The sequence below is a fragment of the uncultured Pontibacter sp. genome (genome assembly GCF_947492645.1).
GTDB lineage: Bacteria > Bacteroidota > Bacteroidia > Cytophagales > Hymenobacteraceae > Pontibacter.
This window is the reverse complement of record NZ_CANLMZ010000009.1, coordinates 1-24,813: the sequence shown is the minus strand read 5'-3', so window position 1 is coordinate 24,813 and position 24,813 is coordinate 1. Positions and strand designations below refer to the sequence as shown.

General features: G+C 43.9%; 16 protein-coding genes, 1 tRNA gene and 1 other RNA gene. 12 read left to right on the top strand and 6 right to left on the bottom strand.

What is annotated here, in order from left to right; genetic code table 11:
• Positions 1-10: 10 nt before the first annotated feature.
• On the top strand, positions 11-1,120 hold the full coding sequence (locus tag Q1A23_RS14180) for an efflux RND transporter periplasmic adaptor subunit (protein ID WP_299824428.1): 1,110 nt from the start codon (positions 11-13) through the stop codon (positions 1,118-1,120).
• A 6-nt stretch (positions 1,121-1,126) separates the two neighbouring features.
• Positions 1,127-4,276 carry a CusA/CzcA family heavy metal efflux RND transporter gene (locus tag Q1A23_RS14175; protein WP_299824427.1) on the top strand — a complete coding sequence of 1,050 codons (3,150 nt, stop codon included), beginning with the start codon at positions 1,127-1,129 and terminating at the stop codon, positions 4,274-4,276.
• 72 nt (positions 4,277-4,348) lie between these two features.
• Here Q1A23_RS14175 and Q1A23_RS14170 read toward each other — a convergent pair whose 3' ends face one another.
• Both Q1A23_RS14170 and Q1A23_RS14165 read right to left on the bottom strand, forming a co-directional pair.
• A complete protein-coding gene (locus Q1A23_RS14170; protein WP_299824426.1) occupies positions 4,349-5,722 on the bottom strand; it encodes an ATP-binding protein in 1,374 nt (457 codons plus the stop codon).
• An 11-nt stretch (positions 5,723-5,733) separates the two neighbouring features.
• A complete protein-coding gene (locus Q1A23_RS14165; RefSeq protein ID WP_299824424.1) occupies positions 5,734-6,405 on the bottom strand; it encodes a response regulator transcription factor in 672 nt (223 codons plus the stop codon).
• Between the two features lie 308 nt (positions 6,406-6,713).
• Between Q1A23_RS14165 and Q1A23_RS14160 the strand changes: the two genes are divergently transcribed.
• The 4 genes from Q1A23_RS14160 (at position 6,714) to Q1A23_RS14145 (ending at position 10,319) form a co-directional block, all read left to right on the top strand.
• Positions 6,714-7,466: a DUF2279 domain-containing protein gene (locus Q1A23_RS14160; protein ID WP_299824422.1), complete on the top strand. Its 753-nt coding sequence runs from the start codon at positions 6,714-6,716 to the stop codon at positions 7,464-7,466.
• A 104-nt stretch (positions 7,467-7,570) separates the two neighbouring features.
• A complete protein-coding gene (locus tag Q1A23_RS14155) occupies positions 7,571-8,524 on the top strand; it encodes a DUF2027 domain-containing protein (protein ID WP_299824420.1) in 954 nt (317 codons plus the stop codon).
• A gap of 171 nt (positions 8,525-8,695) precedes the next feature.
• Positions 8,696-9,089: RNase P RNA component class A (rnpB, locus tag Q1A23_RS14150), an RNA gene on the top strand.
• 243 nt (positions 9,090-9,332) lie between these two features.
• On the top strand, positions 9,333-10,319 hold the full coding sequence (locus tag Q1A23_RS14145) for a hypothetical protein (protein ID WP_299824418.1): 987 nt from the start codon (positions 9,333-9,335) through the stop codon (positions 10,317-10,319).
• A 59-nt stretch (positions 10,320-10,378) separates the two neighbouring features.
• On the opposite strand, the gene Q1A23_RS14140 is transcribed toward Q1A23_RS14145, so the two are convergent.
• The 3 genes from Q1A23_RS14140 to Q1A23_RS14130 form a co-directional block, all read right to left on the bottom strand.
• The gene (locus Q1A23_RS14140) at positions 10,379-11,089 is read right to left on the bottom strand and encodes an SIMPL domain-containing protein (RefSeq protein ID WP_299824416.1); all 711 of its coding nucleotides are present in this window, start codon (positions 11,087-11,089) and stop codon (positions 10,379-10,381) included.
• 175 nt (positions 11,090-11,264) lie between these two features.
• Positions 11,265-11,591, bottom strand: coding sequence for a hypothetical protein (locus Q1A23_RS14135; RefSeq protein WP_299824415.1), 327 nt, complete (start codon positions 11,589-11,591; stop codon positions 11,265-11,267).
• A 72-nt stretch (positions 11,592-11,663) separates the two neighbouring features.
• Positions 11,664-11,939, bottom strand: a complete 276-nt coding sequence (locus tag Q1A23_RS14130) for a hypothetical protein (RefSeq protein WP_299824413.1) — start codon at positions 11,937-11,939, stop codon at positions 11,664-11,666.
• Positions 11,940-12,139: 200 nt separating this feature from the next.
• Here Q1A23_RS14130 and Q1A23_RS14125 point away from each other — a divergent pair.
• The 6 genes from Q1A23_RS14125 to Q1A23_RS14100 all read left to right on the top strand — a co-directional run bounded on the left by Q1A23_RS14125 (position 12,140) and on the right by Q1A23_RS14100 (position 21,909).
• Positions 12,140-12,211 (top strand) — tRNA-Glu (locus Q1A23_RS14125).
• A 303-nt stretch (positions 12,212-12,514) separates the two neighbouring features.
• Positions 12,515-15,187: an FG-GAP-like repeat-containing protein gene (locus tag Q1A23_RS14120; RefSeq protein WP_299824411.1), complete on the top strand. Its 2,673-nt coding sequence runs from the start codon at positions 12,515-12,517 to the stop codon at positions 15,185-15,187.
• 1,123 nt (positions 15,188-16,310) lie between these two features.
• Positions 16,311-18,890 (top strand): T9SS type A sorting domain-containing protein, encoded by a 2,580-nt coding sequence (locus Q1A23_RS14115; protein WP_299824409.1) that lies wholly within the window; start codon positions 16,311-16,313, stop codon positions 18,888-18,890.
• 476 nt (positions 18,891-19,366) lie between these two features.
• Positions 19,367-20,752 (top strand): acyltransferase family protein, encoded by a 1,386-nt coding sequence (locus Q1A23_RS14110; RefSeq protein ID WP_299824407.1) that lies wholly within the window; start codon positions 19,367-19,369, stop codon positions 20,750-20,752.
• Positions 20,736-21,260 (top strand): RNA polymerase sigma factor, encoded by a 525-nt coding sequence (locus Q1A23_RS14105; RefSeq protein WP_299824405.1) that lies wholly within the window; start codon positions 20,736-20,738, stop codon positions 21,258-21,260. Before Q1A23_RS14110 ends, Q1A23_RS14105 begins: the two co-directional genes overlap by 17 nt.
• Positions 21,250-21,909 (top strand): hypothetical protein, encoded by a 660-nt coding sequence (locus Q1A23_RS14100; RefSeq protein WP_299824404.1) that lies wholly within the window; start codon positions 21,250-21,252, stop codon positions 21,907-21,909. The genes Q1A23_RS14105 and Q1A23_RS14100 overlap by 11 nt, the downstream gene beginning before the upstream one ends.
• Positions 21,910-22,230: 321 nt before the next feature.
• Here the strand turns inward: Q1A23_RS14100 and Q1A23_RS14095 are convergent, their stop codons facing one another.
• Positions 22,231-24,528 (bottom strand): gliding motility-associated C-terminal domain-containing protein, encoded by a 2,298-nt coding sequence (locus Q1A23_RS14095; protein WP_299824402.1) that lies wholly within the window; start codon positions 24,526-24,528, stop codon positions 22,231-22,233.
• Positions 24,529-24,813 lie beyond the last annotated feature (285 nt).

Here is a 24,813-nt window from a genome sequence, read left to right as displayed (position 1 = left end):
TACAGCAACCATGAAGCATATACTAAAAAGCAGCGCTCTTATACTAGGTGCAGGTACAGCAGCCATCTTGTTTAACGGCTGCAGCGAAACCAAACAGGCAGCAGTAACCACTATGCCCTCAGAATTTTGCCTTTCGGACACACTCTCCAGTATGATCAAGGTAGATACTGCCAGCATACAGGAAGTACATAGTTCACTGAACTTATCGGGAAAAGTGACATTTGAAGACCAAAAAGTTTTTAAAATTTTCCCATTGGTAGGTGGTCATGTAGTACAGGTAAAAGCCGAACTAGGCGATTATGTGCAAAAGGGACAGACCTTGGCCGTGATCAAAAGTGGAGAGGTAGCGGACTTCGAAGAACAGATGATGACTGCTAAAACAAACCTGCTGCTGGCACAAAAGAACCTGGACGTAACACAGGATATGTTTGATGCCGGATTGGTATCTGAAAGAGATTTGGTAATGGCAAAACAGGAAAAACAGAATGCCGAAGCTGGGCTGAAGCGCATAAAAAAGATCTTCAGTATCTACAGCATCGGCAATGGTTCGGAATATGTAATTAAAGCACCGGCTGCTGGTTTTATCGTGGAGAAAAAGGTAAACACCGATATGCAGGTACGCCCCGACAACGCAGACAATCTTTTCACCATCTCAAATATGAATGCTATATGGATATTGGCCAATGTGTACGAAACAGATATAGCAAAGGTAAAAATGGGTTACGAGGCTGAAGTAACAGCCTTAAGCTACCCAGGAAAAGTTTTTAAAGGTAAAATTGATAAAATGTTTAATGTGCTGGACCCTGATACGCGAGTGATGAAGGTGCGCGTCCGGCTTGATAATGCTGACTTCGAACTGAAGCCGGAAATGTTTGCCAATGTTACGGTGCGGTATCCTGAAAATCGTACCCTTTTGTCTATACCGGCAGATGCTGTGGTAATGGAGAAAAGCAGAAAATATGTGACGGTATATCGCAAACGCTGCGACATCGAAACACGGGAAGTACAGCTCTACCAGACATCAGGTGGTAGGGCTTATGTACTTAGCGGTCTTAAAGAAGGCGAACAAGTAGTATCCAATTATCCACTGCTGGTATTCCAAGCTTATAACTCAAAATAACAGGCTATGAATTCTTTTATCAGAAGTATAATCGGGTTCTCGCTAAAGAACCGTGTCTTCGTATTCTTTGCAACCGGCCTGTTAATAGTAGCCGGCATCATCAGCTACCTGAACACACCAATAGAAGCCTTTCCGGATGTCACCAATACCCGTGTACAGATCATAACGCAGTGGCCGGGCCGAAGCGCTGAAGAAGTTGAAAAGTTTGTAACCATTCCTATTGAGGTAGAGATGAGTTCGGTACCGCAGAAAACCAGCCTTCGCTCTATTTCGCTTTTCGGACTCTCGGTGGTAACCATGATTTTTGAAGACGATGTAGAAGATTTTGTGGCGCGCCAGCAGGTAGCCAACAGGCTTACCCTTGTGAACCTACCCGAAGGCATTGATGCAGAAATGCAACCTGCCGCAGGGCCAACCGGCGAGATTTTCCGCTATACCTTAAAAAGCGATACCAAGGATGTGCGTGAACTCAAAACAATCCAGGACTGGGTGATTGACCGACAGCTGAAAGGGGTGCCCGGTGTGGCCGACGTAGTGAGCTTCGGTGGTGAAGTAAAGACCTATGAGGTAAGTGTGGATCCTAATCAGATTGCCAAGTATAACATTTCAGCTATTGATATTTATGAGGCGATCGCTAACAGTAATGTTAACGTTGGTGGCGATGTGATTGAGAAAAACGGTCAGTCGTATGTAGTGCGTGGCATTGGCCTGCTTAATAATATTGATGAGATCAACAATGTAATCGTGAGTGACCGAAATGGTGTACCAGTACTGATTAAACACGTGGCGCAGGTACAGGAGTCGCATTTGCCTAACCTGGGCTATGTAGGACGCGATGATGAAAAGAACCTGGTGCAGGGCATTGTGGTGATGCGCAAAAACGAAAACCCAAGCCAGGTACTAGATGCCCTGAAAGCTAAGATCGATGAGCTTAATGAACTGGTACTGCCTTCCGATGTGAAAATTGATACCTTTTACGACCGCTCCACACTAATTGGCTTTACGACCAGTACCGTTACCAAAAACCTGTTGGAAGGAATTGCTTTGGTTACCATTATTGTGTTCCTGTTTATGGCAGACTGGCGCACAACTGTTATTGTGGCTATCACTATACCGCTTTCATTACTTTTTGCCTTCTTCTGCATGCGCTTGAAAGGAATGTCGGCTAACCTGCTCTCGATGGGTGCAATCGACTTTGGTATTATCATAGACGGCGCTGTGGTGATGGTGGAAGGCCTGTTTGTTATGCTGGACAAGAAAGCGCACCAGCTGGGCATGCCCAAATTCAACAGGCTGTCCAAACGTGGTCTTATTAAGGGCACCGCATCGGATCTGGGTAAGTCGATCTTTTTCTCAAAGCTTATTATCATCACAGCGCTATTACCCATCTTCGCTTTCGAGAAAGTAGAAGGCAAGATGTTTTCTCCGTTGGCTTACACGCTGGGCTTTGCTCTCTTAGGAGCACTTATCTTCACGCTGACGCTGGTGCCTGTGCTGTCGAGTTACCTGCTTAACAAAAATGTAAAGGAGAAGAATAACCCCTTTGTTAATTTCCTCAACAGCAAAGTATATAGTGCTTTTAGCTTCACTTACCTGCACAAAAGGGCCAGCCTGGCAGTAGCTGCGGTAGTATTGGTTACCGGTCTTTTTTGCTTCCGCTTTTTGGGAACAGAGTTTCTACCCCAGCTGAACGAGGGGGCTGTATACGTGCGTGCAAGTATGCCCATGAGTGCTTCATTGGAGCAGTCCATCGAGATGACAGAGAAGATCCGTAAAACGATCATGCAGTTTGATGAGGTGAATCAGGTCATGTCGCAGACAGGGCGCCCCAACGACGGCACCGACCCCACCGGCTTCTTTAACATAGAACTGCACGTAGACCTGAAGCCAAAAAGCGAGTGGAGCCGCAAGATCACCCAGGAGGAGCTGACGGAAGAAATGAAAGACCGGCTGGAAGTATACCAGGGCATCAGTTTCAACTTTTCGCAGCCCATCATGGATAATGTGGAGGAGGCAGTATCGGGTGTGAAGGGTTCGATGACCGTAAAGATTTTCGGAAACGACCTGGAGAAGCTGGAAGTATTGGCCGACACAGTTAATAACATATTGGCGAATGTAGAAGGTATAGACGACTTAGGTGTTATCAGGCTTCTGGGTCAGCCTGAACTTCGAATAGAACTGGACCAGCAGCGCATGGCTACCTATGGGGTAAATACAGCCGAGGTTCAGTCTGTAATTGAAATGGCAATTGGCGGGAAAGCCGCCAGCGAACTGTACGAAGGGGAGCAAAAATTCGACATTCGCGTCCGGTACAAGGAAAATTACCGGCAAGACGAAGCGCAGCTGGGCAGCTTACTTGTGCCAACGAGCAATGGCGGCAGCATTCCCTTAAAAGAGATTGCTAGTATTGGTACCCTTACCGGACCTGCCTTTGTTTACCGTGAAGACAATGCCCGCTTTGTAGCAGTTAAGTTCTCTGTACGGGGCCGTGACCTGGGCAGCACTATCAAAGAAGCGCAGGATAAAGTAAACCAGGTTGTGCAACTGGATAAGGGCATGCGCCTGGAGTGGAAAGGCGAGTTTGAAAACCAGATACGGGCCACCAAACGCCTGACCGAAGTATTGCCGGTGAGTTTGCTGCTTATTTTCCTGATTTTGTTTATCACTTTTGGTAATTCCCGCGATGCCCTGCTGGTGCTGCTGAATGTACCTTTCGCCATGATCGGTGGTATCGGAGCACTTCTCATTACTAACACTAATTTCAGTATTTCGGCTGGGGTAGGCTTTATTGCCCTGCTGGGTATTTGTGTGCAAAATGGTGTGATACTGATTGCAGTATTCAAAAAGAATCTGGAAGAACGCATGCCTTTAATGCAGGCTATTAAAGAAGGTGTGGCAGAACGTACCAGGCCCGTTGTTATGACGGCCATGATGGCTGCCTTAGGTTTACTGCCAGCTGCTCTCTCAACCGGTATTGGTTCAGAAACGCAAAAACCACTGGCTATTGTTGTGATCGGTGGATTGGTTAGTGCCACCATACTTACCCTGCTCATCTTCCCACTAATAGTAGATACAGTGTACAAGAAGGAAATTAAACGGAAAGAGCGGCGCCAGCAAAAGCGTAATCAGCAAAGCGGCATGCCAGCAGCAGTTTAAAAAGTTTAGAGGTTGAAAGCTAGTGAGATAACAACTCTCAATTGTGGAGGTGGCTTTTGGCCACCTTTACTTTTATACTTTTACTTTGCCTGGGAAGTATAACGTTACCTGTGTACCCGTGCCTTCTAAGGATGTTATCTCAATATTGCCACCGTGCATCTTCATTATCTTTTCGGTAAGCGGAAGACCAATGCCGGTCCCTTTATGTCCGCGGGCATTGGTAGCTCTATAGAAAGTCTGAAAAATATGAGGTTGCTCCTGTTCCGGTATACCTATCCCTTTATCTTTAACTACTATTTTCACACCTTTCTTATCTGCTTCCAGATCCACATTCACCCCGTTACCGTTCGAAAACTTTACGGCATTCTCCAAGATATTCGAAACAGCAATTTTAATCAGACTTTTATTACCATTTATTACTAGTGCGCCAGCTTCTGAAGGCATGTGCTGCATATCCCAGTTTATACTTTGCTCAGGATAGGGATTGCAAATTTCTGAGAGAATTTCCATTAGTAACTCGTCTATGCGCAGCTCCTCTTGCAGCATTGTATCTCCGTCGAAACCTGTTTGTGCCAATCCCAGCAAGTCGCTGGTTAGCTTTTCGAGCCGCTCTGTTTCACGCTGCATGTTTTCCAGCGAAACAATGTATTCTTCCGGATCGCGTTTTTTCAGAAGCGCCACCTCAATCTCTCCGCTGATGGCAGTTAAAGGGTTGTGAAGTTCATGCGACGCATTGGAGATAAAATTCTTTTGCATATCAAAAGACATCTCCAGACGGCTTAGCATTTGGTTAAATGTATGGATCAGATTCCCTATCTCATCTTTTGCCGTTTGCTCTTTCAGTCGTAAGTGCAGGTTTGAGGCCCTTATCTTGTTTACCTCCTGCACAATATGATTTATGGGATGCACCACGTGCCCTGTAAATACATACCCTACCATAATGACCAATACCAGACTCCCTAAAAAGCTAATGAACAATATCTGCCTCAGGTTGGCTAGTTTGCTTTGCCCATACAAATCTTCCGCAGACACAAGCACATAGAATTGCCCCTGGTTATCATCAAACTTCCATCCTACCCACTGCCGTTGTATTGTTGTGAATTCAATAAAGCCCTCCTTGTCCAGCTGGTCAAAATTATTAGCCAGATCTTTCAAATTAACTTCGCTTAGTTTAAAGGCCGGTTGCCGGTTGCTGTCATAAATATGAACCTGCTCTACAGGTAATGATTTGGTGTACTGCTCCCTTACACGCTGCATCATTTTAGGGCTTAGCTCATCCTCGTCTAAGTACAGTTGAGCCGCAATATGAGCCCTGTCATGAAGCCGCTCATGAAACTCTCTTTTTGTGTAACGTTCCGAGAAAAAATAGATAACGATACCGATAATGCCGAAAATTGCAGCAAACAGCAGGGTAAATGAAAGGGTTAGCTTTGTTCTGAATGTCATGCCAAGTACTGTTATACTTTAAGGACGTACCCCATACCGATCACAGTGTGTATCAACTTTGTTTCAAAGTCCTTGTCGACCTTGTTCCGGAGGTAGTTAACATATACATCCACCACATTTGAGCTGAGATCAAAATTTAGCTCCCACACATTTTCAAGCAAGTCCAGGCGAGATAAGACTTTGCCCTTGTTCCGAATAAAATACTCGAGCAAGGAGAATTCTTTCGCTGTCAGATGGATTTCTTTGGCTCCCCGGGTCACAACTTTGGTATCCAGGTTTACTTCCAGGTCTGCAACTGTTAATTTACCGCTGTGTTGAGTTAGGTTGCTTCTGCGGGTAAGCGCTCTGACACGTGCCATCAATTCTTTAAATTTAAAAGGCTTGGTCAGGTAGTCATCTGCACCGGCATCTAACCCTTTTACAACATCGTCAGTGGTTCCCAGGGCGGTAAGCATCAGGATGGGCACATGTATATTTTGCTTTCTGATAGCGCTGCAGACCTCTATGCCATTCTTATTGGGTAAAATTACGTCCAGCACAATCAGCGCATAGTCTTTCTGCAGGGCAAGGCTAAGTCCTGTCTGTCCATCGTATGCTACATCCACTTCATACGACTGCTCCTGCAAACCTTTTTTTACAAAAGCGACTACATTGGGTTCGTCCTCAACAACTAAAATATTCATCCTTATCTTAAATTAAACACTAAGTTAACCAGAAAACATGAACACAGAGCACAATAAAAGTAACTTGGAACAACCAGATCAGAGGAATTCAGAAGTATAAGTGTATATAATTTTGAGGTTTTCAGGTAACTTACATATTATTGTAAATGTTATCCGGTAAGCAATTCTTCCTTAGTTTCATCTTAAGTATATCCCTTTTAAATCCTTTTACAGGTTTTGCTCTTAATTTAGCAGATACTGATTCTTTAAAACCAGACAAACAACGGCTGCTTGTTCTCGGAGCAAGCTTTACCGCCGGCTACACCAGCATGCTTGTTGGCCTTAACAAGGCCTGGTATGCAGAGCAGGAACGAACTGATTTCCATTGGTTCAATGACAACAGGCAATGGAAGCAGATGGATAAAGCCGGTCACTTCTGGAGTGCATTTCACCAGAGCCGTGCAGGTATAGATTTATTGCGTTGGGCAGGTGTTCCAGATAAAAAAGCCATACTTTACGGTGGCCTTACCGGAATTATACTTCAAACACCAATAGAGATTTTTGACGGGTACCAGGCAGATTACGGCGCATCGGCAGGTGATGCGGTAGCAAATACAATAGGCTCGGCGGCTGTTATTGCCCAGGAGCTGGCTTGGCAGGAGGTGCGCATTATGCCGAAATATTCTTTTCACACTACCCGCTATGCCGCTGTGCGGCCTAATGTGCTGGGCAGTTCTTTTGCAGAACAGGCGCTAAAGGATTATAATGGCCAGACTTACTGGCTGTCGGTAAATGTTGGAGACTTTTTGAAAGAAGAAACAAAGTATCCGAAGTGGCTAAGTATAGCCATTGGTTACGGAGCCGAAGAAGTAGTATATAACAGCCCTAGCGGAAACCGTGCAGCTGGCTTTGATGCACACCGCCAGTTTTACCTGAGCCCCGACCTTAACCTGATGCACTTTAAGGGCAGAAGCAAAGTATGGAATACAGCTTTATACTTGCTGAGCACGATAAAAATACCTGCCCCAACACTAGAGTATAACCGTAAAGGTGGTTTTAGGATGCATGCCTTATACTTTTAAAGCACCCTCACCTGCTTAAAGATTCGTATCTTTGCGATAGAGGCTTGATCCCTTACACTTTGTATACACAGCGATCAACAGAACAACCTATAAAGAACACAAACATGAACGTAGGAGACAGAGTGCGCTTGATGTCTGGCCGTGAGGAAGGCATAATTACACGCATTTTAGATAATAATATAGTAGAGGTTGCCATCGATAACGACTTTACCATACCGGTAGCAAGGCGCGAGGTGGTGGTGATAGCTCCGGAAGAGGCAAAGTTTCTGAAAAGTGACGATACAACAGAGAAACCGATTGCCCGCAAAGAACCCATTGCTCCAGTACTGGCCACCCAGGGTATTTACCTGGCGCTAGTGCACCAGTCGGAAGAATTGCTGGCAGTAACTGTGATAAACAACTCGGATTACGATTTGCTCTTTACTTCTGGTGAGGAGCGTGAGACACGCTACAGGGGCTTGCAAAACGATAAACTGGCACCAAAGGCAACCCGCGTAATCACTCATTACCATTTAAAGGATTTCGAGAAATGGCCGAGCTTGCTCATACAATTTATGCAGCACCGCAACGGCAGCCCTACCCTTTTTGAGCCTGTTACCAAACGTGTGCAGTTCAGAGCAAATTCTTTTTACAAGAGCAAGAAAACCGCTCCGGTCATTAACAAAGAAGCCTACCTGTTTCACCTGGACCAAAAGCCGGTATCCGTGGACCCGGACAAGATTAAAGAGCAATTAGCTGAGGCTACAGAGCAGCATCCTAACTTTAAACTAAAGGCACCGGAACATGAGGTAGACCTGCACATCGAGAAGCTGACAGAGGATTTCTCCGGTATGAGCAACAGCGCGATGCTTAAGCTGCAACTCGAAAAGTTTCAGGATGCCCTGGACCGTGCGCTTGCCGCCAATATGCATGAGATCGTGTTTATACACGGTGCTGGAAACGGCATACTTCGCAAAGAAATACAAAAGCTGCTAAGCCGCACACCTGGCATTAAGTACTTTGAAGATGCTAAAAAGGAAAAGTTTGGTTATGGCGCCACATTAGTCAGATTAAAATAAGTATAAAATAGTAATTGAAGTATAAGAGAAATTGTCTTTACACTTTCTACACAAATACTTTTAAGTGGAAATATTCGCCTCCAACATGTAGAGGCGGATTTTTACATCTAAGCTAAAATAAAACGCTTAACAAAGGCTATAACTTTTGTTATCTTTGCATTATAAAAATTAACAGCAAGCCGTCTTATCGCTGCTCCTTTCGGGGAGGAGAGGAAAGTCCGGGCAACGCAGAGCATCCTACTTCCTAACGGGAAGGGGCTTTTCCGGGGACGGAAAGGCTACAGCTAGTGCCACAGAAAATAACCGCCATTTGCAAAAGTGGTAAGGGTGAAAAGGTGCGGTAAGAGCGCACCAGCGGCTAGGCGACTAGTCCGGCTGGGTAAACCTTAGGAGTTGAAAGACCAAATAGGCTGGCAGCGCCTCGCTTCGGTGGGGCTAAGGGCTGCTCGTCCGATGTCAGTGGGTAGGTCGATGGAGCCTGTGCGTAAGTGCAGGCCTAGATAAATGATAAGACGCATGCTCTTGGGCATAGCGACAGAACCCGGCTTATAGGCTTGTTGTTAATTTTTATACTTTCCCCTCCTACTGCTGTACCTTAAATTTCATACAACTGCTTTTCCGGCTTTGGTGGCCATAAGAGTTCAGAAACTTGCAAGTCCTGCTTCATACCATTATACCCATGAAGCTTTTTCAAAGTATAAATCCAATCATACTTAACATAATAGATACACTAAAGTTAATAGCAGTTCTAATTCGGAACTGGCTTTAGTCTTGCTTATCTTTGCAGCACAAAACTTAAAGATTACGCATGCTTGATTTAACACTATACGACCCGTTCGAGAAGATGCAGTTTACCGACACAAATTGCTTTTTGTGTGGCACCAGCATCACCACCGAGCATAAAGCACCTGTTTTTGGTGAGTGGCTTCAGCGTAAGTATAACCTCGAGAACAAAGAACTTTTACTTTTAGATAAAAGCGTTACCACATTCAGCCAACTTACCATTCCATGCTGCGACCGCTGCCACACGCATTACCTTTTACCCCTTGAAGCCGAAATTGAGCAGGCTGCTGAAAACGGGATAAGCGGAATCCAAAGTATGGATCGTCAGAAGCTCTTCCAATGGATTGGCAAAATGTACTATGGCACCTTGATGACCGAGTTGATTAAGGAAACGGACCCGCTGATAATGCCAGAATATGCTGTAAGCGAAGATCCTAAAATGCTAGGCAAGTTCCGTTCTTTTTTCCAGGTACTGCAATCGCTGCGCGTTCCGATGGTATTTTCAGACTTTCTGCCCTGCTCCTTCTTTATTGTAGAGCTAAATCCGCAGCAGGACGAGCTTCCGTTTGAGTACCAGGACGAGTTAACAACTATGGCCTTTAGCATAAAGTTAGGCTCCGTAGCTATCGTGTGCACATTATTGGATAATGGTATAATTGAAAAAGCGCTGGGCAAATTAACCCAGATAACACACAGAAAAAAACTGCACCCCATACAGCTGGCAGAAATAAAAGCGCGTGTATTTTATGCTGCCTATATTTTTAGTGTCGTACCGGAATATTTCATCAGGCCGCAAAAGCCCGAAGACGACCACCTGGTGCTGGACACGCTGATAGATGACGTTACAAACGAGATATTTAACCCTTGGGACATGACAGCCTATGCCCACATGCTGGAAGAAATGCTGAAACCGTGGGGTATTCGTGAGGCGGAGATCCTCAAAAACCCCAAGCAACCCATCAGTTTTCTAATCACAGAAGAAAACACGTTTAAAGAAGTTGAAAAAGTATAGCAAAAGAAGAAGCGGCTGATGGTACCATCAGCCGCTTCTTCTTTTGCTATACTTGCTAATTACTCAATTATAAAACTGACATCTACGCTGCTCGAAATCACCACTTCCCCTCCGGCAATAGAAGGTCCGCCGCCAGCATCAAAACTAGCTGACTCCATCATGGCAGTTTTATACATCGGCCTTGGGCCACCTCCGTTAGTGCTTTCATTAATGATATACACACGCCCAACTTTGGCACCTAATTCTCCGGTAAGTAAAGTAGCTTTCTGTTTTGCATTGGCAATTGCCTTTTTGCGTGCCTCCGCTTTATACTTTTCCATATCTGCTACCTGAAACTGGATACCATCTACACGGTTAACGCCCACGCCATACAACCCTGAAAGTATTTCATCATACTTGTCAAGCTTCTTTATCTTTACCGTCATGGTTTTGATCGCCAAATACATATCAGGCGTAGTAATACCGTATTCGCCTCTGTTGTAAACCGGCTGTACCGTTACAAAAGAGGTCTGTACATCCTTTGTATCTACGCCATTCTTTTTAAGGTAACTGATGATTGCAGCAGCTTTTTTGTCAGTTTCCTTTCGGGCCGCATCAAGCGTTTTCTCCCTTGTTTCCACTCCCAGGCTCACGATGACTTCGGTTGGTTGCACTTTAACTTCACCTACGCCTGTAACACTAACAAGAGGCGGCAGGTTGGGCTGCTGCGCTTGTACTTGTATAGCAGCAAAAAATAATACCAGCAGGGATAATAACTTTGTCTTTTTCATAATTATTTGGTTGGATGATGAATAACATGGAGACTTCAAGTATAAGCGACTCCTATATAGAGCAAAGCTAATCAAAACCCGTACCACAAAATTTAGTTTGGCACTTAAAAATAAAAATGCCTTCAGTTTACTTTACTGAAGGCATTTCTTTCTCAAAAACATCTAAATTCCCTTATTAGGAATAAGAAAACTCTTCGTCGTTGGAGTTGTATCTCGCCAACAGCACAGCACCAATTGTTAAGGCTCCTGCTGCAAGTACAACTTGGGTGGTGGTCATGCGCCTGGCTGCTTTTAGTAATATTGTGCCTAAGTCATGCATCAGGTCAGGCAGCTTCTCATGGCGCCCCTGAATGACATGCATAGCCGATTCTACCGTTTTAGACATATCGTTGGGCTGCAGTAAGGTAAGTATGCCTTCTCCATTACTCTTCTTCTGCTGGTCCTGGTTCGTATTATTCTGTTGGCTTTGTTTATTCTGATTTTCAGAGTTTGTATCATTCATAGTTCTCATGTATTAGTTCAGACTTATAGTTCAAGTAACATATACGTATATTTAACTTTCAAGGCTTATAGATCACACTTTTGGTGCTCCTCCATATTGTTGAACAAGTTCAGTCATGCGTTTTTGCAGGCTATCTGCGCTCAGCATCATACTTGCCGGAAAACCAACTTCTAAGTCAGCAATTTCCAGCATTTGTGCTTCCTGGTTGTAATCATATTTTCCGGAAACCCCTTTTTCATTGAAACTGCCACTATTGGCTTGCAGCGAAAGGCCCATTTGCTTTAACTTGGTTTTCATTTCCTCAAAAGCTTCTGGCTTTACTCCTGCATACTGAATTCTTCTACTCATTTTGTTTCTCTTTTTCTGTGACTATCGGAATTTATCTAACGCAATAACCTCTTATAGGTTGAAATCTGCAATTCTATAATTGGCGCTAAAAATTTTCTACCTGAGATTCAGCCACTTTTAAAGTAATCAACGAAAATATAACTACACCCTATTGCGGTTAAAAAAACAGCTAGTATATTTGCACCACAATTAGACAGAACGGCCCGTTCGTCTAGGGGTTAGGACGCCAGATTTTCATTCTGGTAACAGGGGTTCGATTCCCCTACGGGCTACTACAATTAAAAAGCCGCTCCACATTAAATGGAGCGGCTTTTTTAGTTCGATAAAATTCCCCTTCGGAGATTCACTACTTATTTTTTGAAGTCCTTTATTTCAAATAAGTAAACTAGCTAACAGTACTGCGTGCCACTGGATAAGAATCAACAAAGAAAGACAGAATCGACGGCACCAACTGTGTATCAAAGAGTTGTGCAGACTCCCCAAAAGCACTACATTTGCATTTCCCTATGCTTTAAAGCATCCCAAAAGCGAGCTTTAAAAATAACCCTCAACTTCACCCTTAAAAGCCTTTTATTATGAGAAGACCTTTACTGACAGTCTTTCTACTCGCCACTATTCTGCACCATACGCTGGCCCAGCTCACGCCCGCCAGGCAGGAGAACTCCCTTAAGTTCGACAACCAGCTGCTTTTAGCTCCAGTCAAAGGCCAGCTTGATCTGGGAAGTGAGTTTACCATGAGTTGCTGGGTAAATCCCTCCTCCCGAACTCCCTATTCCATAGTAATGGGAAAGCCAGCTCCTAACCGAGGGCAAGACCCATATATGAGTTATGTAATAAGCTGGAGCAACAATGGAAACCGCCTTGAGTTCGTACAGACAACGGGCAGTGCAGGCTCTTACCGGTCTGTCACTGCACCTGCCGATGCACCGCTAAATACCTGGACACACGTCGCTGCCACACTTCAAAATGGTACAATGCGCCTGTTCATAAACGGCCAGGAAGCCGGAAGCACGGCAAGCCCAGGCACACCACCCGTAAACCAGGTGCCTTTCGGCATTGGAGGGGGCATTGATGGGACAAACTATTGCTGCGGCGTGAACGGAAATCTGATGCAGGCCTCTGTGTGGAGCAGGGCACTCTCTGCAGCTGAGATTCTTTCCCTGGCTGAAACCAATCCCGCACCCACAGCTACAGGTTTGGTAGCATTCTGGAAAATGGACGAAGGCGAGGGTCAAACTGTACGGGACCTTTCTGTCAATAACCTGCATCTGCAATTAGGGATTGCATCAACTGCAGATGCGCAGGATCCAAGCTGGACAGACAATTTCGTCCTAAACAATGGGCCCTTTTATACGCTACATCAGAACGAGCTTCCAATCCAGCACGCATTAACTGAGGTTTTCCCCTTCCGACGTGGCGCCGATAAGCATGACTTCGTAGGATCTTCACTTCAATGGCCTCCTTTGCCGCCTCCAGGTGCTTTCCGCCCATTAGAGTACCTTACAATAGAAAACAACCAGGTTTTGATAAAAACATCAGAGACTTTTACCAATTCTCCTCAGATGGTACATGCGCGACATTCGGCCCAGGGAGATTTTAACGGCGATGGCCTGAATGACTTCATTATCATAGGCCACGGCACCGACATTGATCCGTTCCCCGGTGAGCAAAGCCTTATTTTCATCCAACAGACAGACGGGATACTTAAGGATGAGACAAGCACCAGGTTTCCGGCGGCCCTTGATTTTACGCATCACGTAACGGTAGGCGACATCGACAAGGACGGTGATCTGGATGTGTATTTTGCTAACATAGGTGGCGGCACCAACGGCCCCCGTATGCTTTTGAATGACGGAACCGGTGTATTTACAGTCGGGGCTAACCTTTTGCCAGCCTCAGTTGCCTCCAGAAACCAGGTATATACTTCCAGCGTCTTTGCTGATTTTGATAGGGACAGCGATCTGGATCTGTTTTTGGGGGCAGATGAAAACGGCGGCGAAAACCTGATCCTCTTCAACAACGGGCAGGGCAGGTTTGACATTTCCCCCAAAAGCAGGCTGAACAAACTGCCGGACAACACATGGATAGGTGTTGGTGTAGCAGTAGCCGATTTTGACAACGACGGTGACCCGGACTTAGTTAGCAACAACACAAGAGGCAATCCTTTTTACCAAGGTGCATTCCTCCAGTTGCTTTTTAATGACGGCGCAGGCGGATTCTCTGACCGCTCAGATCTTCTTCCTGTGGCATTTTCACAATCAACATCCAACCAAGAGTGGGTAGTATGGGTAGATGCTGTTGACGTGAACAAGGATGGGTGGATTGACCTAGTGACCAAAGGTAATAGTGTACCTGGCAAGGTATTCCTTAACTACGGTGGCTTCTTCCGTGACATGACGCACCTGCTCCCCTCAGGCTATAGAGCTGACAATGCTTTCCGGGCCGCTGATTTTGACGGGGACGGTGATATGGATTTATTGGCTATTTCAGGCAAATCAGCGTTTGTACTGGAAAATGTAAAACAGTTTCAGAACTCCATTGCAAGAATAGCCACAGCAGGCAGAACCTCCTTCTGTACAAATGAAGCCATCAGCACAACACTAACTGCATATAGCGCCACAGGCTATACCCACCAATGGCTGAAAGACGGACAGGCAATAGAGGGGGCTACTGCAAACACTTTCACGGCGACCGAAGCTGGTAGTTATAGTGTAGTAAGTAAAAACGGCAGCTATCCGCCCACCACCTCCCAACCTACACCTATTGAGGTTACTTCTGCCCCTACAGCACAGCTAACCCAAAGCAGCGGCAAACTACTCGCCTCCGAAGGAATAAGCTACAAGTGGTATTTGAATGGGCAATTGCAGTCTTTCAACACAAGGGAAATCACACCAACCCTATCCGGGGAATATCGGGTAGAAGTAACTTATGCTTCTGGCTGCATCGCCAATTCAAACACATTGCACTTTAGTGTGCTAACCGGGCTGAAAGAATTTGCAGCAGGTAAGCTGCAGCTCTATCCCAACCCAACCAGTAACGGCGAAATAGTTATAGCCTTTGATAATCAGGATCAGCCGAGTTTATATGATGCAACCGTCCAGATACTGAGTGTTGAAGGAAAAGTTTTACAGGAAGCGCAGTTAAGACAGCAGGAATCGAGAATCATGCTCCCAAAGGCTAAGGGGATTTACTTGGTCAAAGTGATAAAAAGCGACAGTGCCTATACCACAAAAGTAGTGCGTAACTGACGGACTGAGACAATTCCTCTGCTTCAGTATACCCTACCCAGAAATGAGAATGAGCTCTTGCAAGAGCAAAAGGTCTCTGTGGAAATAGTGCGATACTTCCATCCTTTAGTCTACTGTGTAAACAGCAAAAAGCGGCTTAAGCAACAGTTTAAGCCGCTTTTTTTCAGAGTAACAGAAAAGTAATAGAAATGATTTTTGCTGCTGTTGCTCTTGCCGGTTGACCCTCTTCCCCACCCTTCATGCTCTGTACTTATCACACACGCTTCTTATCCTATTACTTGTTCCTGAACCTCCACATGATTCACTAAATGATCTCAAGAATCAGTAAATCAGATTGGTTTAAGATGCGGCAACTTGAATTTTTCTGTCTGACATCCAGGCTTTCAAATATGTTTGCAGGAACAACTTTAGGCAGTAACTTTCGTCTCACAAGCAGCTATTTTATGAGACGATTTAGTAAACCTATTTCAGGACTAGTCAGTCAACTTATTTTAGGACGGGACAATTACTATAAAAAAAGGCGCTTCAGAAATAACTGGAGCTGCTTATTACTCTACTTCGAACACTACTACAATCTATTGTTCTTGAGTTAAGGAACCAGCTTTAGCTCCACTCCAACTGCTCTATAACTTTAAAAGTGCAGCTCCCTATTTTATATGCATATAGGTGTAATCAAATACACTATAATCAAAGTCAATTGTTCTTCTAATACATTGATAAAAAAATAGTATTAATACAACCATTCTAAATGATATAGCCACTACTAATTAATAGTTATATTTGAAATCCTATATATAAAGTAGGTCATTATGTTATAAAAAAACAATTTTTCGGCAAAACGGAAGTAAAAGTTTATAATGAACACTATGAGCTTCTACTATTCTGCTAACGAAAAGCAGAAATATTTTTAGGAGCAAAATTCATTGGTGGTAACATAATCTTATACCCTAGGCAATCAGATATAAACGAGGTTAAAATATTTGCTTTTCAAATAGCATTATTATTTTAAAAATTTATTTTCATCCTTTCCCATATTATTAATTGGGAAAATAAGTCTCGTCTTCAAGTCCCTAATACCAAATTACTTAAATAAATAATCACCCCATATTTAATCTACTGCTTAATGAAACAACTTTTACTTAACACACAGCAACTATCCGTTAAAATCTTGATGTTATTACAGTTTTGTCTGCTGTTCAGTTTTGATGCAAAGGCTCAGAATCCATTTGATCTTGATTTGACTTTTAATCAATCTGATGTAGGATTTGGAGATGGATTCAACGAGGGAGTTAGTAATAGCCTCGTATTACCAGACGGCAAAATCTTAATTGTAGGTACTTTTACAAAGTATAGTAATTATTCACGTAATGGTGTTGCGCGCTTAAATGCCGATGGTACCCTTGACACCAGCTTTGACCCTGGAACAGGTTTTCCAGATGGTATAAGCACCTTCTATAAACCTGCTATTGCACTACAACCGGATGGGAAAGTTATAATTGTAGGAGTATTCAATAGTTATAATGGAATTAGCTGCAATGGAATAGTTCGTTTAAATACCGATGGGAGCCTCGATACAAGTTTCAATACAGGTTCTGGCTTCACTTCAAAAGATGCTAAAGCATTGGTTATTCAACCTGACGGCAAAATTGTTATTTCAGGTGAATTTGACTACTTCAACGAGATCAGAACTAATAAAATAGTTCGCCTAAACTCAAATGGGAGCTTGGACAACAGCTTTAATTCAGGATATGGTATTAATGCTACTATAGATGCAATAGCTTTACAGGCGGATGGCAAGATCGTAATAGGAGGAGACTTCTCCCAATATAGAAATGGTGTGTACCGCAGTAAAATTGCTCGCTTGAATTCTGACGGAAGACTAGACGATAGCTTCGATCCAGGTTCTGGCTTTCATTCTATCCATAGTGGTTATGGCGCAGGAACTATAAGATCAATTTTGCTGCAGCCAGACAGTAAAATTATTGTTATAGGGGAATTTCACAAGTATAATGGAATTGATCGCAACAGGATTGCACGTATTAATACTGATGGAAGCCTCGACACAAGCTTTAACCCAAATTCTAGTTTTGACAATAGAATTCAAACGATTTCATATCAGACAGACGGCAAGATACTTGTAGGCGGGCATTTTACTAAATATAATCAAGTTAGCCTTAATGGAGTTGCACGCTTAAATGGCGATGGGAGCCTAGATACTAGCTTTAAATTAGGGACTGGCTTTTTAGCCGTTAATCTTTCAGCTAGCCAAGTTGAAACATTAGCTCCTCAACCTGACGGTAAAATAGTTGTTGGCGGCGAATTTGATTACTTCAATGAAGAAAGGTTTAACAAAATTGTCCGCCTGAACTTTGATGGCAGTTTGGATAGCAACTTCAATCCAAGCAGCGGCTTTAACAATACAGTTAGAGCAATAGCCATACAGCAAGATGACAAAGTACTAGTAGGTGGTGACTTCACCAACTATAATTGGACTTTACAAAATAGATTATCGCGTCTTAACTCTGACGGTACTTTAGACAATAGTTTTGAAATAGGCTCTGGTTTCAATGGCTCTGTCAAATCCATCTTGTTACAGCAAGACCGTAAGATAATTATAGCGGGTAAATTTACTATCTACAATGGAAGTACTTTTAACAAGATCATACGCCTAAATGATAATGGGACTTTAGATAACTCTTTTAAAATATATGCAGGCTTTGATAATGATGTAGAAGTAGCTGTGCTGCAGCCTGATGGAAAAGTCATATTAGGAGGCAATTTTACCAGCTATAATGGAACTAACTGTAACAGAATTGTCCGACTTAATACTGACGGAAGTTTAGATCAAACATTTAATGTAGGTTCAGGCTTCAGTAGCACTGTATCTGCTATTGCTCTACAACCTGACGGTAAAGTTATTGTGGGAGGTTCCTTTTGGAGTTACAATGGAATCTATATGTACGGATTAACTCGTTTACATACAAATGGCAGTATTGATACTAGTTTTAAACCAAAAGTTGGCTACTATAGTATTGGCCCTGGCTTTGTTACTCATTCAATAGTAATACAGCCAGACGGAAAGATTATTTTAGGAGGAAGTGCCAACAGAACAGAGAACGTTAATCAACTTTTCCGCTTAAATGCAGATGGTAGTCTTGACGCAGGCTTTAGCTTCAACCATGGTGGGCCCAATACGATCTTACTGCAAGATGATGGAAAGATTATTTTGGGAGGGCTCTTTTGGATCGAAAATAAGCAGATAATGATGATCCGCATGAATGCTGATTTGAGTAAGGATCTCACCTTCGTTCTCAACTCTGAATATGGTAATATTTATGAAATTGCATTACAATCAGACGGTAGAATGTTGGTGGGAGGAGAATTTACAAGCTACAATGGAATTGGAAGAAATAGAATCGCAAGATTGATAGGTGAGAACACGTCACCTGTGACAGGTATTTACGATGAAGCTCATGAGCAAGCAAATGTATATCCCAATCCGGCAACAGAAAGATTATTTATTCAATTACCTTCAATTGGGAAAGCTTACATAACTGTTACCGATTCAACTGGACGTATAATACAAAAAGTCAGCACCTTTGTATCATATGAATTAAAAATTAGCAATTTTAAGCGAGGTGTTTATTTTATCAAAGTAGAACAGGATAATCAGACTCAAACATTAAAATTTCTTAAGGTTTAACTATCTCAAGTGATCCGAACACAATACTCTTCAACAATTACCAAATCCCCGTGGAAATGGTTCGATAATTCACTCCTTTGGTCTACAGAAATACAAAACCCGCTTCACATTAAATGGAGCGGGTTTTTTGCGTAATAAATTTACCCGAAGGGGAGACTTATCGAACTTTCGGGTCACATCTAGTCACAATTCATAAATCAGCCTTACCCTTATCACACATAATCTTCTTTCAAAGAAACCAGCTTATCTTTAAGCTTATACTCCTTACCCCTGCCTACCACATAGCTTCTCCCCTTCTTCTCTAAGCGGTTTAAGTGTAGCAAGAACCAACTCGGCAGCAACATAAAAACTTTTTGACAACGATCACTTGTTGTGAAAAATTCAGAAAGATTTTTTCCCTCGGTGTGATATTCTTAGGCTTTATGCGAATAATGAAGTAATCCAAACTTCAAACTCACAATCAACAAGCCAACCCGATGGACGTCACTCTAAATACTAAAAAGCCTCTTGCCAGAACTTTGCATACTGAGCAAGAGTTGCCAGTAGCCCGGCTCTATTACATGGACAACCTAAGGGCATCGGCTATGCTGCTAGGAGTACTTTTTCATGCTTCGCTTGCTTATAGCCCCCTGATGCATTACTTGTGGCTTACCGCCGATACACAACAATCCGTACTTGTAGATGTAGTCGCCTGGTTTTTCCATTTGTTCCGGATGCCTGTTTTCTTTTTGATCGCTGGTTTCTTTACCTGCTTTTTACTTGAGAAAAGAGGAGCCAAAAAAATGCTTGGAAACAGGACGCTGCGTATATTACTCCCTTTTCTGATCTTTTTGCCATTGGTTCTTGTAGCAACAGGGGCAACTATAGGCTGGGCCATCCAGGCCGTAGAAAACCCTTCTCCCATGTTGGCGTTAATTACTTCCTTTAGTAAAATGCCGGATGCTCCCGCAGCCCCGATTACTACCATGCACCTTTGGTTTTTGTACCAGCTCGTGTTTTTCATCCTGCTGGCAGTTGTCATCTATAAAACAGTTGGGTTCAAGTGGCTGCAGTCTAGTTTAAACAAGGCTCCGCTACTGTTTGTAGCAGCTTTCCCCCTATTATTGTTTCCGGCCTTGCTTTCACAACCTATTCCCCATCCCGCCCCGGAAAGCTTTTCACCTCAATTGTGGTCGTTTGGGTTTTACGGGCTGTTCTTTATCCTTGGCGTTGGTTTGTTTAAAAGCACAGGGTTTGTGGACCGCTTACAACCTTATTGGCCATACTTAGTCGGAGCCGGGGTGAGCTTATACTTTGTCTTATTTTCTATGCTCCCCGAAACGGTTGCAATTGAAGCAGTTATGAGCAACGGAACAGGTCCCGAGCTTACTGCAACCCATACTTTAGAAGCTGTACTGGAAGCTTACATTGCCTTCTTTATGACGCTGGCTGTACTTTTAATCAGTAAAAAATACTTTACGCAACATAGTGCGCTTTTCCGCTATCTTGCGGATGCATCTTACTGGATATACTTAATTCATTTGCCTGTACTGTTTATCATCCAATTTCAACTACTGGATGTATCCTGGAATATGTGGCTTAAATTAACAGTTTCAGTTCTTGGCACTATAGCCATCGGGATGATTTCTTATTTGGTGCTGGTGCGTTGGACTCTAATAGGACGCTTGCTCAATGGCACAACCAAGCGTTTCTTGTTTCTTGTACTTGTCACAGCACTTATGTTCCTGAATACAGGCTGTAGTATTTCACTTACAAGAAACCACTATTACTTTCAACCCATTCATCCAAAACAACAGGCATCTAAAAAGTACTTGAAACTGAAACCTATCAACGAAACGAGATCAGATGAAACAGCCAACTAACGCTGACCTGTTTCTGTCTGTGGTGGAAGCCAACAAAGGCATTCTTTATAAGGTAACGAATGCTTACTGCCATAACCCGGATGACAGGCAAGATCTTCTCCAGGAAATTATTGTACAGTTATGGAAATCGTTTGACAGCTACAATGGGCAGTATAAATATACTACCTGGATCTACCGGATTGCCCTTAATGTGGCGATCTCTTTTTACCGAAAAGAGAACCGAAGGCAGGAAATCGCCAACCCTTTGCCAGAGCAGATTATGCTTTTTACGGATGAAAGCGAACAGGACCTGATAGAGAAGAATACAGGTGTGCTGCAGCGCTTTATCGCCCAGCTAAAGGAGCTGGACAGAGCCCTGATTCTGCTCTACCTGGAAGAAAGGCCCCAAAAGGAAATTGCCCAGATCATGGGTATATCCGAGAGCAACGTGGCCACCAAAATCAGCAGAATCAAGCAGGTATTAAAACAAAAATTTGAAGCATTAGCATTAAGTAATCATGGAAGATAGAGAACTCATCAACTTATGGAAAGCGCAGCATGATAAAATTGAGCAATCGCTTTCTATTAACAGACGCCTACTGGAAGAAACGATTCATCAAAAAGCACACAATGCTTTAAATCCCTTAAAACGTTTAAAAACAGGCGGCATGGTGGCGTTTATACTTTACCTGATCGTGCTGGGCTACGTGCTGTTTTACGCTATTTCCAACTATAGCTCAGCGGCCAACTATTTTATCGTTTCCATGTCTGCTATAGCCCTGATTAACCTGAAAGGATTTACCGATTACGTCAGGCACTTAATCTGGGTAAATACCATTGATTACGATGGGCCTGTAACGGAAATACAGCAAAAACTTTTAAAGCTCCAGCTCTCCATTATCAGCCACGCCAGAACGATGGTCTTGCAGCTTCCCTTCTGGACAACTTTTTATTTAAGCGACACCTGGTTTCCTCACAGTGTCGGGCTCCAGTATATCCTGTTCCAGGTTATACTAACATCGGCTTTTACCTACTTGGCCTACTGGCTGTACAAAAACCAAACAGCGGAGAACCTGGATAAAAAATGGTTTCAGAAACTTATAGCAGGCTCAGGCGGCAAATCGGTAGCAAAAGCCTTAGCGCTTTACAAGGAAGTAGAAGCTTTTAGACAAGAGTAAGAAAGGTGTATGCCTGACCTCAAATTATAAAACTATTATATTTTATAGTTTCTTATCATTAAGGAAATAAGTACCTAAAGCAGCTAAATCTTCATGCAAATGGTTCAATAATTCCATCCTTTGGTCTACTACAGAAAAAAAGCCGCTCCACATCAAATGGAGCGGCTTTTTTGGTTCGATGATTCTTCCCCTTCGGTTCCATAGAGCATTGCATAAGGTAAAGACACTTGCAGAAGCTTATTTACGGCAGGAAACACATGATTCTTAAGCCATTGAGAGTTAACACTAACTGCTTCGTTGTACAGGTAGCATTTAAGTGTCTTATCTACTTACTGTAACACTACCTTTGAAAGTGAAACTATCGAATGAGAGTACATAAAAGTAAACTCCTGTAGCCTGCCCCTGCGCCCTCCAAGCAAAGTCTGCGATCTTGCTTTCATAAACGGTTTTGCCCCAGCGATTCAGAATAATAACTCTATTGAAATTGCCAATACAACTACCATCAACTAAGGCGGGAATTGCAAAAGCATCGTTTAGTCCATCCCCGTTCGGGGTAATAATGTTTGCTACTTTCTCTTTCAAGTAATTCTCACTTCCAGCTTTAATCTCGGCTATGGCGGCTGCACTTTCGCACCCGTTTACACGCTGCGTCACAAACATGTGACCTGGTACAGCATTGGCAGGAAAGTACTGGTTCCCCTCTCCTACTTTATTTGTCAAGGCGGCATCCGTATACCAGCTTATCTGAGAACCGACAGCAACTAGGGGAACCAGTAATACACCATCACAGACGTAGGAGCTGCTCACTTCCGGTGCAGCAGGTAGCGGGTTAACCAATACCCTTACCTCGGTAGCAGCACTTTCACACCCGTCAACAGTCTGTGTCACATAAAAGGAGGCACTACCGGAAATAGCGGGTCGGAAATCATTACCGGTGGCAGCAAGCGTATGCAGGCCTGCATCTTTGTACCAGCGCAGGTTCTGGCCCAGTGCGGAAAGAACAGGCATATCGCCTAGGCAAAGCACCTTGGCCGAAGACATCGGCGCGGCAGGCTTTTCCCTTACTTTTAGCTCAACTGCCCTTGGTCGACTTTCGCATCCCTCTACGGACTGTGTTACATAAAAGGTAGTGGTAGTTGAAAGTGTAGGCTGGTATTGGTTCCCCTCTGCCAGGAGAGCTATGCCTGTGGCATCGGCATACCAGCGAATGTTTTCTCCAACTGCCTCCACAGGTTCGCCTGGCGCACCGGGGCAGTAAGGGGCCGGAAGCTTCACCTGTGGGATCGGGGCACAGGCCTTCTCCTCTTTCACATAAGCATAGAAAAAGGTGTGACTGCCAGGCTCCTTTGCGACTTTATGTCCATCTAAATCCAATGCAGCTCCTGTTGATGTACTCAATAGTGTACTAGCGAAAAGTAAGCCGCTGGGGTAAGGTCTAAGGGAGAGATGAGACAGCCGGGTGTCCGCCGCGAAGCTTCGTAACCAAAGTATGCCTCCCTCTAGGCTTAAGCGTGAGATAAAGAGCCCCTCAGGTAGAGGTGTTCCCCAAAGCGAGGAATTGCCACTGTTTATACCTGCCAGATAAAGCCCACCTTCCGGGTGCGGGAGCAATCTGAATATACCGCCGTTAAAATACTGCCCCAAGTCTTTCAGCCATTCGGCATTTCCTTCAATATCTAGTTTTGCAATAAACGCGTTCATGCCGGATTGCTGGGGGTTGCATTCTGCTGATACCTCCAACTGGTCTATGGAGAGACGGCCACAGTAGGTTCCTGTCAGGTAGGTATTGCCCTCCACGTCCACTTCCATATTACTTATGTAGGTGTTGTTTGTATTGCTGTTTATGTTCTTCTGCCAAAGCAGTCGGCGCTGTGGATCCAGCTTGCGTACCAGCGGAGCTTGGTGCATGCCTGTCTCATAAAAATTCCCCTCCTGATCCATCCGGAAAGGCGTGTAAGGCTCAGCAGGGAGCTTGGAGGCTATGCTTCCATTTTCAGGATTCATCTGCATCATGAAGGCGGCACCGTTCTCTGACGACACTAGTTCGTTTTCATACCAGAAGCTCCCTTCCACATTCATGGTAAAGACAAGCTGCCCGGACGGATTCTGAAAGAGCCTGCCTGGATAAAGAAAGCCACCATTTAAAAATTTTATCCATTGGCGCTGCCCTACAGGCGTAAACTTGGTAAAATACGCAGTCGTGCCGGAAGGCTGTATGATGGAGTTATCAAAGACGCCATTCGTGTAGCCGGACAGTTCATAGTAATTTCCATCCCTGTCGGTAACACCTACGGTGGCAATACCGTTTTTCATACCCTTGTTCTTTTTGTACCATAGGGGTGCTCCGTCTGGACTGTGCTTGATCAATACTCTGTCGTAAGTTGCAGGATAAGCTCCTGGCAATGCGGTGGTGCCGTGATACACGGTGCCTGTGTACTCTCCGTGCAGAAAGATGTTCCCCTGCCCGTCAACAGCTGACAGGCCAAAATTACCGGTGTAGTTTCCTTTCAGCGAGCGCGCCCACTGTACCGTCTGGGCATTTAGGGGAGTGATACTAAACACAAAAAAAAAGAACAGCAAAGAGCTGCCAAAAAGGGATCCGAGGTAAAGCTGTTTCATGCCAATGCTGTTGCGCTTAAAAGTTAGCCCTGTGAAGAAAATCCGGCAGGTAAAAATAAGGTTTTAACCCATAACAAAAGACATAGACTAGAATTTTAACTCGTTTATGTAAAAGAAAGAATTAAATAGCCAAAACAGGGGAAGCTGTCTATTGACATCATTAGAAATATTTTTGTAAGAAAGATTCTAAACCCATCAAATCCCTGTGGATAAAGGTACTGTTTTGAAAGTCAAGGAAAATAGTAGAATTTTTCTTATCTTCACCTTACCTGAAAGAGAGCTCCT

Excerpts from the sequence above, each read along its gene's own strand:
- Q1A23_RS14180 (WP_299824428.1), top strand. The coding sequence starts at position 11 with ATGAAGCATATACTAAAAAGCAGCGCTCTTATACTAGGTGCAGGTACA.
- Q1A23_RS14175 (WP_299824427.1), top strand. The coding sequence starts at position 1,127 with ATGAATTCTTTTATCAGAAGTATAATCGGGTTCTCGCTAAAGAACCGT.
- Q1A23_RS14170 (WP_299824426.1), bottom strand. The coding sequence starts at position 5,722 with ATGACATTCAGAACAAAGCTAACCCTTTCATTTACCCTGCTGTTTGCT.
- Q1A23_RS14165 (WP_299824424.1), bottom strand. The coding sequence starts at position 6,405 with ATGAATATTTTAGTTGTTGAGGACGAACCCAATGTAGTCGCTTTTGTA.
- Q1A23_RS14160 (WP_299824422.1), top strand. The coding sequence starts at position 6,714 with ATGCTTGTTGGCCTTAACAAGGCCTGGTATGCAGAGCAGGAACGAACT.
- Q1A23_RS14155 (WP_299824420.1), top strand. The coding sequence starts at position 7,571 with ATGAACGTAGGAGACAGAGTGCGCTTGATGTCTGGCCGTGAGGAAGGC.
- Q1A23_RS14145 (WP_299824418.1), top strand. The coding sequence starts at position 9,333 with ATGCTTGATTTAACACTATACGACCCGTTCGAGAAGATGCAGTTTACC.
- Q1A23_RS14140 (WP_299824416.1), bottom strand. The coding sequence starts at position 11,089 with ATGAAAAAGACAAAGTTATTATCCCTGCTGGTATTATTTTTTGCTGCT.
- Q1A23_RS14135 (WP_299824415.1), bottom strand. The coding sequence starts at position 11,591 with ATGAATGATACAAACTCTGAAAATCAGAATAAACAAAGCCAACAGAAT.
- Q1A23_RS14130 (WP_299824413.1), bottom strand. The coding sequence starts at position 11,939 with ATGAGTAGAAGAATTCAGTATGCAGGAGTAAAGCCAGAAGCTTTTGAG.
- Q1A23_RS14120 (WP_299824411.1), top strand. The coding sequence starts at position 12,515 with ATGAGAAGACCTTTACTGACAGTCTTTCTACTCGCCACTATTCTGCAC.
- Q1A23_RS14115 (WP_299824409.1), top strand. The coding sequence starts at position 16,311 with ATGAAACAACTTTTACTTAACACACAGCAACTATCCGTTAAAATCTTG.
- Q1A23_RS14110 (WP_299824407.1), top strand. The coding sequence starts at position 19,367 with ATGGACGTCACTCTAAATACTAAAAAGCCTCTTGCCAGAACTTTGCAT.
- Q1A23_RS14105 (WP_299824405.1), top strand. The coding sequence starts at position 20,736 with ATGAAACAGCCAACTAACGCTGACCTGTTTCTGTCTGTGGTGGAAGCC.
- Q1A23_RS14100 (WP_299824404.1), top strand. The coding sequence starts at position 21,250 with ATGGAAGATAGAGAACTCATCAACTTATGGAAAGCGCAGCATGATAAA.
- Q1A23_RS14095 (WP_299824402.1), bottom strand. The coding sequence starts at position 24,528 with ATGAAACAGCTTTACCTCGGATCCCTTTTTGGCAGCTCTTTGCTGTTC.